Source organism: Chryseobacterium sp. S90 (genome assembly GCF_047444895.1).
GTDB lineage: Bacteria > Bacteroidota > Bacteroidia > Flavobacteriales > Weeksellaceae > Chryseobacterium.
This window is the reverse complement of sequence record NZ_JBLGCX010000001.1, coordinates 29,427-41,836: the sequence shown is the minus strand read 5'-3', so window position 1 is coordinate 41,836 and position 12,410 is coordinate 29,427. Positions and strand designations below refer to the sequence as shown.

11 protein-coding genes are annotated in these 12,410 nt (G+C 36.1%); 3 read left to right on the top strand and 8 right to left on the bottom strand.

Annotated elements, in window-relative coordinates; genetic code table 11:
- The first annotated feature begins 86 nt into the window (after positions 1 to 86).
- Both ACLMCG_RS00210 and ACLMCG_RS00205 read left to right on the top strand, forming a co-directional pair.
- On the top strand, positions 87 to 980 hold the full coding sequence (locus ACLMCG_RS00210) for a retropepsin-like aspartic protease (protein ID WP_413958340.1): 894 nt from the start codon (positions 87 to 89) through the stop codon (positions 978 to 980).
- Between the two features lie 149 nt (positions 981 to 1,129).
- On the top strand, positions 1,130 to 1,576 hold the full coding sequence (locus ACLMCG_RS00205) for a KTSC domain-containing protein (protein ID WP_223600866.1): 447 nt from the start codon (positions 1,130 to 1,132) through the stop codon (positions 1,574 to 1,576).
- A gap of 331 nt (positions 1,577 to 1,907) precedes the next feature.
- Here the strand turns inward: ACLMCG_RS00205 and ACLMCG_RS00200 are convergent, their stop codons facing one another.
- The 5 genes from ACLMCG_RS00200 to ACLMCG_RS00180 all read right to left on the bottom strand — a co-directional run bounded on the left by ACLMCG_RS00200 (position 1,908) and on the right by ACLMCG_RS00180 (position 9,297).
- The gene (locus tag ACLMCG_RS00200; RefSeq protein WP_223600867.1) at positions 1,908 to 5,099 is read right to left on the bottom strand and encodes an efflux RND transporter permease subunit; all 3,192 of its coding nucleotides are present in this window, start codon (positions 5,097 to 5,099) and stop codon (positions 1,908 to 1,910) included.
- Positions 5,100 to 5,106: 7 nt separating this feature from the next.
- On the bottom strand, positions 5,107 to 6,168 hold the full coding sequence (locus ACLMCG_RS00195) for an efflux RND transporter periplasmic adaptor subunit (RefSeq protein ID WP_223600868.1): 1,062 nt from the start codon (positions 6,166 to 6,168) through the stop codon (positions 5,107 to 5,109).
- A gap of 9 nt (positions 6,169 to 6,177) precedes the next feature.
- Positions 6,178 to 7,530: a TolC family protein gene (locus tag ACLMCG_RS00190; RefSeq protein WP_223600869.1), complete on the bottom strand. Its 1,353-nt coding sequence runs from the start codon at positions 7,528 to 7,530 to the stop codon at positions 6,178 to 6,180.
- Between the two features lie 89 nt (positions 7,531 to 7,619).
- Complete coding sequence (locus ACLMCG_RS00185; protein WP_223600870.1) at positions 7,620 to 8,213, bottom strand: TetR/AcrR family transcriptional regulator; 594 nt, start codon at positions 8,211 to 8,213, stop codon at positions 7,620 to 7,622.
- Positions 8,214 to 8,472: 259 nt separating this feature from the next.
- Entirely contained in the window at positions 8,473 to 9,297 is an 825-nt protein-coding gene (locus tag ACLMCG_RS00180; RefSeq protein ID WP_223600871.1) for a S1 RNA-binding domain-containing protein, read from the bottom strand.
- A 137-nt stretch (positions 9,298 to 9,434) separates the two neighbouring features.
- On the opposite strand from ACLMCG_RS00180, the gene ACLMCG_RS00175 reads away from it, so the two are divergent.
- Entirely contained in the window at positions 9,435 to 9,881 is a 447-nt protein-coding gene (locus ACLMCG_RS00175) for a hypothetical protein (protein WP_413958339.1), read from the top strand.
- Between the two features lie 112 nt (positions 9,882 to 9,993).
- On the opposite strand, the gene ACLMCG_RS00170 is transcribed toward ACLMCG_RS00175, so the two are convergent.
- The 3 genes from ACLMCG_RS00170 to lpdA form a co-directional block, all read right to left on the bottom strand.
- Positions 9,994 to 10,404 (bottom strand): DUF4476 domain-containing protein, encoded by a 411-nt coding sequence (locus ACLMCG_RS00170; RefSeq protein WP_413958338.1) that lies wholly within the window; start codon positions 10,402 to 10,404, stop codon positions 9,994 to 9,996.
- Entirely contained in the window at positions 10,346 to 10,849 is a 504-nt protein-coding gene (locus tag ACLMCG_RS00165) for a hypothetical protein (protein ID WP_413958337.1), read from the bottom strand. Before ACLMCG_RS00165 ends, ACLMCG_RS00170 begins: the two co-directional genes overlap by 59 nt.
- A 122-nt stretch (positions 10,850 to 10,971) precedes the next feature.
- The gene (lpdA, locus tag ACLMCG_RS00160; protein ID WP_047374277.1) at positions 10,972 to 12,375 is read right to left on the bottom strand and encodes a dihydrolipoyl dehydrogenase; all 1,404 of its coding nucleotides are present in this window, start codon (positions 12,373 to 12,375) and stop codon (positions 10,972 to 10,974) included.
- Positions 12,376 to 12,410 lie beyond the last annotated feature (35 nt).

Genomic DNA, 12,410 nt, shown 5'->3' with positions numbered 1-12,410 from the left:
GAAACGGTTAAAGCAGGGTTAATAGATGGTTATTTCTTTGTGGAAGCAACAATTACAATTATTTTCGTTTATATAAAACTAATTCCATGAAACTCATTACTATTATTCTGACCTTGTTATTTTCTGTAACATCAGCTCAAAATAAACCTGTTATCCTACCCTTTTCTCTGGAAAACAATTCTGTTTATCTCTACTGCAAAGTCAATACAACCGACAGTATAAAGTTCCTGTTTGATACAGGTGCCAATGGTTCTGTCATCAATATCAATGCAAAGAAAAAAGTACCGCTTAACATTGATGGAAAGTCTGAAAACAAGGGCTCAAACGGAGTAAATATGGTTGATTACAGCAGCCATAATACAGTGCAGTTTGGAAGCATTCAGAAAAACGATATACAGTTTGCTCTTATTCCTTATGGTTCTGCAGATTTTGACGGAGTTTTCGGAACAGACCTGATGAAAGGAAAAATCATTGAAATTGATTATCATAAAAATGAAATCCGTTTTTATGAAGAAAATGACCGATCTATTGATTTAATAGGATATGAGAAAGTAAAACTGCACATGATTGACAACTATCCGACAGTAGAAAGCAGTATGATAGTGGATGGTAAGGAATATTCAGGATTCTTTGGCCTCGACAGCGGAGCGGATGATGTACTTACAATAGCTTCTCCTTTCGCAAAAAAGAATACGTTGGTAAAAGCTATGAAAACCATCGGCAAGGCTACAGCAAGAGGTTCTGATGGCTCTGTATATGAAATGCCTGTTGTTCTCTCCCCAGCTGTAAAATTCGCCCAGAAATATCTTTATAACCTCCCGATTACCCTTTCCGGCTCTACAGAGGGAATAGATTCTACAGAAAAAATGGCCGGTTTTTTTGGAAATCAGTTTTTAAAAAGATTCAATACTGTGATTGATTTTAAGAACGGGTTTATTTATTTTAAGTTAAATAAAAACCTGTACTCGGAGTTTAATTAGCTGTAAAAGTTGATTATACATATTCTATAAGCTTATATCGAGTCCATTTCACCCATCTTAAAATAACCCAAATAAATTAATAATGAATAAGTTATGATTTTATGGATTTAATTTCTTAATTTTGCACCCCGAAAATAAGGTTTAGAGATATGAAAAAAATTGGTGAACACAGAACACTTCTTGGAGTAGATAAAAATGTTACTTTAAAAGAATTAAAGACTATTTACAGAAATGTGATGAAAGATACACATCCTGATAAATTCATTAATGATGAAGCCGGAAAAATAGAAGCAGAAGAAAAAAGCAAGTCTGTGATTGAGGCGTATCACTTTTTGGTAAGTATTAATTCTGAAACACAGGAAAAATACAAAGAAGAATATACTGAAACCATTACAAAATCCAACATCCAGGATTTCTATCTTGAGAAGTCAATTTTAATGGTTCAGCATCTGAACGGAAATATGTATGAGTATATGGGAGTTCCAAGAAATACGTATATCAAAATGGTCAACGCTGATTCACCAAGCCGTTTTGCAAGAAGACACATCTATGGAAACTTTATCTATAGAAAGTCCGGAGAGGCTATGGCAGATTAATTTTTTCTACATTACAATATAGAAGAGCTTTCAGTGCATACTGGAAGCTTTTTTGTTGTCAAAAACCGGATATTATGTTTGGGCTAAAGCCAATATTAGGTCCTATACAGTTAAGCGGGCTTTAGCCCGCTCCTATTGAACATCTTCTTACTGCGTGATTAACGGAGGCAAAATATTTTTATTATATAATTAATCATCAATAGAAATGGGCTTTAGCCCATTTAGATGAACAAACATCATCCGACGGCTTTAGCCAAAACAATCTTTAATCAGCATCAAAAAAGCGCCTCAGGAAATCTGAGGCGCTTTCGGTTAATTAAAGGCTTAATATTTATTTATCTACATGTTTCGAAGTGAATCCGTCTTCGCTTAGCTCTCTATGTACATAATCGGCTTTCATTTCAGTTTCGTAATCCACTTTTTCATGTTTGCCCATTCTTCTTAAGATAGAGTCAAATAATGAATATACTACTGGTACAATAATTAGAGTCAGGAATAATGACGATGTCAAACCACCGATAATTACCCAAGCTAATCCATTGTTCATTTCTGCTCCGGCTCCTTTCGCAATTGCAATCGGGATCATACCGAAGATCATCGCAATAGTGGTCATAAGGATTGGACGAAGACGTGCATGATTGGCCTGAATCAAAGCATCATGCGTACTTGCACCAGCTTCTTTTCTCATATTCGCAAAGTCGACAATCATAATTGCATTCTTCGCAACCAAACCAATCAACATAATCATCCCCAGCATCGTAAATATATTTAATGAATTTCCGGTGATGGCAAGAATTACCATTACTCCGATCAATGCCAGAGGAATAGAGAATAATACCACAAACGGATATACAAATGAGTCATATAATGAAACCATTACCAAATAAACCAATACTATAGCAGCCATCAATGCAATCCCTAAAGTACCGAAACCTTCGGTCTGATTTTCCATATCACCACTCCAGATGTAGCTTACTCCTGCCGGTTTGGTCTTTTCGTTATCCATAAATTTAGCAGCCCACTCATTGGCAACATCTCCTACAGGACGACCTACTACTTTAGATTTTACCTTCACAGAAGGGGCTTTATCTCTACGCTCCAACAAACTTGGTCCTGATCCCATTTTCACTTCCGCAAACTGACTCAATCTTATCTGTTCTCCTTTAGGATTGGTAAACATAAGATTTCTTACATCTTCAATAGACTTTCTGTTTGCATCACCAAAACGGATATTAATATCATATTCATATTCTCCGGCTCTGAATTTTCCGTCCGTATTTCCGTTAAATGCAGTCTGCATTGTTTGTCCTACACTCGAAAGGTTTAAGCCTAAAGAAGCCATTTTATCTCTGTCGATATTCACCTGTACTTCAGGACTTCCGGCATCAGTTGATAATTCTGCATCTACAGAACCGGGAACTTTTTTAAGTAACTCAAGAATTCTGTTAGCTTCTTTATTTGCGGTTTCATTATCCTGAGCAGTCACTACCATTTCAATTGGTGCATTATCTGCTCCCATTAATCCGATTGGTGCCGTTTTAAATTCAACTCCTGTGAATTTTTCTTCTAAGGCTCTCTTAATTCTTGCAGACTTGATATCTGTGCTTTCATTACGCTCAGATTTATCTACCAAAATCACCTGAATCTCTGACTGGTACAAAGTAGCCTGTGCTCCACCAAAACCTGATGACTGCTGACCAACTGTGGTGATCATATCTACAACATCTTTGTCTTCTCTCAGATATTTTTCAACGGCAAGAGTAACCTGATTGGTTTTTTCTACAGAAGCATCTTTTGGTAATTCCATCTGAACAAGGAATTGCCCTCTATCCATTTTAGGGAAGAATTCACCTCCGATGAAACCAAATGCAACCAACATAAATGAAGAGATCAAAATAATAAATGTTATAATAACCGTCATTACTCTTCTTAATGTTGTTTTCAGACACCATTCCAGAATTCCTGTGATCCAGTGTGTGAATTTTTCCAATTGTTTTTCGAACCAGAGAATAAACTTCTCAAAAGGATTTTTACCTGAAAGGTGCACCAATTTACCATATCTTGAAGATAGCCAAGGAATAATCGTAAATGACGCCAATAATGAGAACATTGTCGCAATAACTACGGTAACGCAGAACTGCGCCAGGATATCAGCAACCAATCCTGAACTCATCGCAATCGGTAAGAATACCACCACGATTACCAATGTAATTGCCGTTACGGTAAATCCAATTTCTGAAGCACCATCGTATGCCGCACGAATTCTGCTTTTTCCCATCTCCATGTGACGATAAACGTTCTCTAAAACTACAATCGCATCATCCACAAGAATACCAACAACTAATGAAAGTCCAAGTAAACTCATTAAGTTTAAGGTATATCCCATCAGATACATTCCAATTACCGTTGCAATCAATGACATCGGAATAGAAACCATTACGATAAATGCATTTCTGATGTTATGAAGGAACAACAACATTACTACTGCTACCAGAATAATCGCTAAGAATAAATCGAAAATTACATGGTCTGCAGCTTCAAGTGTAAAGTCTGTTGTATCATCTACAATATTGATCTTAATTGCCTGAGTTTTATAATTGGTCTGAACATCAGCGATTGTTTTCTTAATTAATTCTGAAACTGAAACCGCATTGGCGTCAGATTGTTTTTTAACCTGAAGTAAAATCGTTGAACTCTGGTTATATCTTGCCACTTTCTCCACATCTTTCTGTGTATCGAAAACGGTTGCAATATCAGATAAACGCACCTGAGCTCCATTTTTATTGGAAACAACAAGATTATTCATTTCAGCAACATTTTTATACTTTCCAGAAAGTCTGATCGTAGATCTTGAAGTCCTTGTTTTCAAAGCTCCTGTTGGGAAATCCAGATTGGAAGAAAGAATTGCCTGCTGTACATCCGCGATCGCAAGACCGTATCCTTGCATTTTCTTCTCATCTAAGCTTACCTGAATTTCTCTTTCCTGTCCACCTACAAGGTCTACCTGAGCTACACCGTTTACACGGGAAAAAATAGGTTCGATTTTTTTATCTAAAAGATCATAAAGATCTTTATTATTCAGTTTATTACTGGAAATACTCAAAGTCATGATCGGGAGATCATCCAATGAAAATTTTTGCAAAGAAGGAGGATCTGCATCGTCGGGAAGATCTGCCAAAATAGCATTTACTTTTCTCTGTGCATCATTCAAAGCATAGTTTACATCGGCACCGGTATTCAGCTGAACCATAATAACCGATAAACTTTCGTAAGATGAAGATTCTACTTTTTTCACGTTTTCCAAAGAACCAACGGCATCTTCAATTTTTCGGGTTACCGAAGTTTCCACCTCAGAAGGTGAAGCTCCCGGATATACCGTAGAAATGGTTACCATATTGGTTTCAAACTTTGGAATCAACTCATACCCCATCATGGAGTAACTTAATAAACCACCCAGCGTAAGTATCGTAAATAATACGATAACCAGCGATGGCCTTTTAATGGATATTTCTGCTAACTTCATCTTCTGCTTACTTTACGATATTGATTTTCGAACCATTATCAAGGTTAATCTGTCCGCTGGTAACCACCTGCTCACCTCCATTCAATCCGCTTAAGATCTGAACTTTATCGCCATATACTTTTCCGGTCTGAACTTTAATTAATTTAGCTGTACCATTGTTTACAATGAATAACTGACCTGAGCTTACTCCATTTACAAAAGCTTCTGCAGGAACAGTCAACATATTTTGGGTTTCAGCACCGTGATTGGTTTTGAATGTAGCAGTTGCATACATCCCTGCTTTTAGATTACCTCTGTTCTGAACCTCAATTTCAACCGGGAAATTTAAAGTAGCATCACTCTTAGGAGCAATGAATGTAATTCTACCGCTGAAAGAGTCTTCTGGTAAAACGTTAACATTAATTGGAACTTCCTGACCCAATGCAATTCTTCCAACCTGGCTTTCGTCTACCAATACAGAAAGTTTAAGACTGTTGATATTAACAATTTCAAACATGGAAGTCCCTATAGAAACTACAGTCCCCGGTTCTACCATTTTTTTATTGATCGTACCGCTAATTCCTGCACGGATGCTTGTATCGTTTACTTTTACGCTTTGTGCTTTAACTGCTGCCTGCATATTTTTCAGCTGTAATCTTGAATTATCAAGCTGTTGCTTTGTAACACCACCTGTCTTGTATGCATTTTCATAACGTTGGTTATCTATAATAGCATTCTGAAGGTTATTCTGTGCCTGAGTAACATCCACTTCGATAGCATCTCTTTTGATCGTTGCTAACACCTGACCTGCACTAACTCTTGAACCTTCTTTAACCAAAACATTTACGATACGTCCTGAGATTTCAGAAGACTGGTTCATTTCCTGTTTAGGAATGAAAGTTCCGTTGGCTGAGTAGTCTGTATCAATATTTTCTCTTGTAACGGTTACAATATTAACGTTGATTTTATCTACCTGCTTGGCAACTTCTTTTACTTCCTTATTCTGCTTTTCTTTGTTCCCGGCAATCTTATATGCGGCTAAACCTATAAGTACAGCTGCTACGATGATATATATTAAAGTTTTTTTCATTTTAGTTTATTATAAGTTTTGTAGTGTGTTTAGTTCACCCTTAGCTTTTATCAGCTTGATCTCTGCCTGTTTGTAATCCAGCAATGCATTAGAATAGTTCTGTTTTGCTGAAGTTAAAGCATTTTCAGAATCCAGCACTTCCGTAAGGGTTGCCAAACCGTTCTGGTAGTTAGATTGAGTATTTTTCTGTACTCTTTCTGCCAATCCTACATTATCTTTCATGCTTTCGATATTAATCAATGCATTTTCCATATTGGTAACTGCATTTTTATAATCTAAACTTAAGCTCAACTGAGTGTTTTCAATATCTACATCAAGATCCTGAATATCTATTTCTGCCTGATTGATCTTCGCTTTTGTAGCTCCTCCTGTGAAAATAGGAATATTTACATTCAAACCAATTGCTGAATAATCGCTCCAAAGAACTCCTTTACTAAGACCATTTGTCAAGGGGAATTTTGCTCCGTTTGCTCCCCATCCGTAGTTCGCAGTAAGATTTACTGATGGATAAAGGTATGCTTCGGTTGCTTTTTTATTGAAAACCAAAAGTTCCCTGTTTTTATTTAAAACTTTGATCTCTGTACGATCATTAAGATTTACGTTGCTTGCAATCAGCTCAGGTTTTGGCAGGATCTCTTTTTCTTCAAGCTCTATGTCTGTAGCAATAGGGATTCCCATATAAAACTTCAGCGCATTTTTCGAAAGCTCAACAGAGTTGATTAAAGTCTGTTTATTGGAACCAATATTCGTAAGCTGTACGTTTGTTCTGTCTAAATCGATTGCTTTTGCCAAACCATTATCAACCAAACTTTTAATAACATTTCTTACTTTTTCAGTGTTGGCATAGCTGGCAGTTACCGTTTTAAGATTTTCCTCCTGTACGAACACCTGATAATAAGCTGTAGCTACATTCTCAATAATCTGTTCATTGGTTAACTGAGCATTCAGTACATAAAACTCTCTTGTTGATTTTGCAGCTTTAAGCCCTGTAAATACTCTTTGATCAAAAATTGCCTGCTGAAGTTGTACAGAAGCTGTTGAACCCCAAGGCTGCCCAAACTGAGCTCTGATTTTCTCTCCTCCAAATTCCAGTAAAGATTCCTGGATAATTGGGTTATAGGTTAAACCCGCCGTTGCAGTGACCTGTGGTAAAGCACCGGCTCTGGCTTCATCAATCTTATATTCGGCTTTTTTGACCTGTAAAGCAGCTTTTTTAGCTTCTGCCTTATTTTGAAGTGCCTGTTTTATTGCTTCCTGCAGGGAAACCTGCTGCTGGGCAGACATCAATGTAGAGCCGAAAATCATAAATGCTGAAGCTATCCCAATTTTTAGCTTTGTAGCAGTTATACGTTTTCTATTCATAATTTTATACTTCGTTTATTTTTTATTTAATCTTCAGTCATTATTTATTTCTAAATGACGAATCATTTTCAGAAATACTTTAGTTTTTTTTAGTTTTTGAACAACATATTGATAATAATCTCTTTTCGTTCGGAAATGATCTTATCATATTCTTCATCATTAATTAATAAATTTTCCATAAATAACGGTCTTATGGCACTTGGGAATACCAACAGCGCAACCATATTCAGAATAAACTGAACCGGAGCCATTTTTTCTATATTTCCCAATTCCATTTCTTTTTCGATGTCACTATACATTTCATTCAGGATATCTTCCTCAATTTCTCTGTGGTGGCAGGTTCCTTTATTGATCTGCGATACGATATACGTTTCCAGATACGGATACTGAAGGCTTGTAGAAAGGCTGCTTTCTATGAATTGACTGATCTTCTCTTTAAAAGGTAGGGCAGAATTCTGAATAATTTTCGATTTTTCCTGTTCTACTCTTTGAGCCTCATCAAAGATGATCTGGATAAGCTTATCCCTTGAACGGAAATAGTAATTAATAAGAGTTCTGTTCACTCCTGCTTCATCGGCAATCTCCTGCGTAGTAGCATCAAATTTTCCTTTCACAAAGAACAAATTCTTCGCTGTCTCCTTGATCAATTCCTGTGTTTGGTCTTTTTTTGCTTGATTTGACATTTTTGTTAAACAAATTTGTGCAAATTTATATTAAAATTTATTTTTGACAAAATTGTTAAACAAAAAAATTAAACATAATTGTTATGACATTCATCATGTTCATGAATTGAAATTTGAAATAAGAAAATGTTTAAAACAGGAAATCATATTCTCTAAAAAGGTTATTAGAGAATTCTTCTGACATAAAATTTACGTGGGCTACTTCAATCAAGAATAGGAATAACAAAAAAACGAGCAGAAATTTCTGCTCGTTTTCATTTTATAATAATTTGATCTTATCATCTAAAATATCGATAATCTTATCTTTATAAAGTCCTCCAATTGCTTTCTTGAAATTTTTCTTACTCATCTGAAGCACATCCTTGATCTCTTCAGGAGAAGATTTATCGGATACATACAAAAGTCCGTAGTTTTCTTCCAGGCTGTTAAGAATCTTCTGTTTGAACTCATCGATATTTTCAAAACCATCCGGCTGTAAGGAAACGTCTATTTTCCCGTCTTCACGAATCATTTTAATATATCCTTTTTCTTCAGACAGCGGATACAGTTTTTTGAAAACATCGGAAGCATATATCAAACCTATGTATTGTTTATTAATAACCACGTTCCAGCCCAGTTCACTTTCGTTCATCATAAGCAGATCTACTTTATCTCCTTTCTGAAACGGAAGATCATCATACTGCGGGTTTCTCTTGAACTTTGTTGTCCCTGTAATCAGCTCCATATCTTCATCTACATAGATATAAACCAGATATCTTTTACCTTCGATAATTTTGGTTTTCTGCTGTTTGTAGGGGATAAATAAATCCTTAATGATTCCCCAATCCATAAAAGCTCCACTAGGAAGACTTTGTACGCAGCTCATCACCGCAAATTCACCTACTTCAGCCAATGGAATCTCAGTAGTTGCCTTTAATTTATCGTCATCCTGGTATACAAAAACTTCAACTTCATCGCCGGTTTCTTTTTCATCCTGAATAAAGATTTTAGGCAGAAAAGCTTTTTCTCCGGATTCGTCTACAAGGATCCATCCTGAATTAATTTGTTCTGAAATTGTTAAAGTTTGAGTTTTTCCGAGTTGCATTGATGATAAAATTAGCTGACAAAGGTACGGAAATTTGAAGATGCCAACCTAGTCAATCCCATTATAATCTTTTAATGACCTATTTTTGACCTTTTATAAAGCTTGTAAAACCTGTACATTTGAATAAAAAACGAAACATGAAAAAATATTTCATCCTATCTCTGCTTCTTTCCGTTATCTTTTCAAAAGCTCAGCTACTGGAGAAAACAGCATTGAATGTTTCTTACCGATATACCGGAAGAAATGTTCTGCAGGCAGGATTAGAATATAGATTCGGAAATAGCTATGATGGTTCTATTATCCTAGGCCCTTCTTTACTTTACACCCATGTTAACGATACAGATAAATTTATTCCAGAGATGAACGTCAACCTTCTCCGTGCTGGATTTTTAATTGGAATATCCGGCAATCCTTATTCATTGGAACCGAGAATAGGCATCTCATTATTCAATGCAGTATTTCTCAATACAGGTTATTCTTTCCCAATTCACAGAGAAAAATATTTTAAAGGAGTAACTTTTGGGATACAGTTTAATATTGCTCCGAAACATTCTAAGTTTTATGATAAACTGAAAATAATGTAAAAAATATGTTTTGGCTAAAGGCAGTGGATTGATTGCAAAAAATAAACGGGCTAAAGCCCGTTTCTATTAAATATCAGATTTCTCAGAGTTTAAAATAACCGAGAAGTATATTTTATAAATTAGAAATATAATCCATCAGTTCACGTTTACTGCTTTCAAAATCAAAAGCATCATATACCATAAAATATCTGTTTTTATCAACGCAGTTACGGTACATAGACTTGGCCAGTGCCAGCTTTTTATTATCAAAACTGATTGCTTTTACCAGATCTCTTATTTGTACGGAAGTAAACATTGTAGTTCGCATCTGCTGATTGATCATGGTTATTTTACCGTCATCAAAACTCTCATTCCTCATCATCATATCATAAAACTGGTGGAAAGAATTATCATCCATTACATTCCCCTGATTATATCCGTCTCCCGGCTGATTTCCATAAGGATTGTTCCATACATCATTCCAGTCATTGAAGCCATATTGCCCCTGAACGGGAGTAAGAATCCAAAAGATATAAACCTTCATTAGTGAAAAAATCCAATACTATTCTGCTGTTATTACGAAGCATAAGAGTGGTTCTGTAAATCAGAAAACCATTTTCGTAGATTGAAATTGGCATTCTCCCTGATGACAGATCAAAAAATCTGTATTTTCCGGAACCATTTGCCATCATCTGGTCTCCAACTTCAATAGTAAAAAAGCCTTGTTCAGGAATTCTCAGAAAAACTTCCGCATAGCCGTAGTTTCTCTTCCATTGATAATTTGGACGGGTATTTCTGTTTCCCTGAGGAATATTATTGTTTCCGGATCTTGACTGATCAAAAGCTTTATTTCTTTCATTGAAACTTTTCGGAGCTTTCATTTCTGTGGTGGAAGCTTCATTTTTTAATAACTCACCTGCTTTTCCTGCTTCCTGAGCAAAAGCGCTCATCCCTACTAAAAGCATCCCGCTGATAAAAATCTTTTTCATGCATTACATTTTCAAAAATCAATCTCCATTTTCATGCCAAAAAACACATAAAAAAGGCTGTCTCAAAAAAGAAACAGCCTTTAATTTTAAATATTTAAATGATTAAATCTCTTAATCAATTATTACATATGGATTGGTCTTTTCCCTGTAGCATCCAATGCAGCTTCTTTAATTGCTTCTGCATATGTTGGGTGAGCGTGAGAACTTCTTGCAATATCTTCCGCACTTGCACGGAATTCCATAGCAATTACCCCTTCAGCTATAAGGTCAGCAGCTCTCGCTCCGATGATGTGCATTCCTAAAACCTCATCTGTTTTTTCGTCTGCAATAATCTTCACAAGACCATCTACATCACCACTTGCACGGCTTCTACCTAATGCTCTCATTGGGAAAGATCCTACTTTATAAGCTACCCCTTCTTCTTTCAGCTGCTCTTCAGTTTTACCAACTCCTGCAACTTCCGGCCAGGTATAAACAACACCAGGAATCAGGTTATAATTGATATGAGGTTTTTGTCCTGCCAATGTTTCAGCAACAAAGACTCCTTCTTCTTCAGCTTTGTGAGCAAGCATTGCCCCTTTGATAACGTCACCGATTGCGTAAATATTAGCTACGTTAGTTTGCAGGTGATCGTTTACTTTTACTCTTCCTCTTTCGTCAAGTTCTACCCCAGCTTTTTCAAGGCCAAGACCGTCTGTATATGGTTTTCTACCTACAGAAACTAAACAGTAGTCTCCTTCTACTACTACTTCTTCTCCTTTTTTATCTTTAGCAGTGATCTTTACAGTATCTCCGTTTCTTTCAACCGCAGAAACCGCAGTAGAAAGCATAAACTTCATACCTTGTTTTTTAAGAACTTTAGTCAATTCTTTGCTTAAAGCCCCATCCATTCCAGGGATGATTTTGTCCATAAATTCAACAACTGTTACCTGAGCTCCTAATCTTAGGTATACAGAACCCAGTTCCAGACCGATAACACCTCCTCCGATTACAACTAAATGTTTAGGAATTTCTTTAAGGTTTAAAGCTTCTGTAGAAGTAATCACTCTTTCTTTGTCTAAAGAGATGAAAGGCAATGCAGATGGTTTAGAACCTGTTGCAATGATTGTATATTTAGATTCGATAGTTTCAGAAGAACCATCGTTTTTTGTCACTTTAATCTGAGTAGCAGATTCGAAGCTTCCTACACCTTCAAAAACAGTAATTTTGTTTTTGTTCATCAGGTAGCTGATTCCATCTGTATTCTGCTTGATCACTTCGTTTTTACGTTCGATCATTCTTGCAATATCCGCTTGCGGCTCATTGATGATAATTCCGTGACCTGCAAAATTGTGTTTTGCATTTTCGAAATGTTCAGAGCTGTCAAGAAGCGCTTTTGACGGAATACATCCAACGTTAAGACAAGTTCCGCCTAAAGTTGAATATTTTTCAATAATTGCTGTTTTGAAACCTAATTGTGCTGCACGGATAGCAGCAACATAACCACCAGGACCAGAACCTATTACGGTAACATCGAATTGACTCATGTTATTCTATGAATTTGTTTATTATTATCTATCTT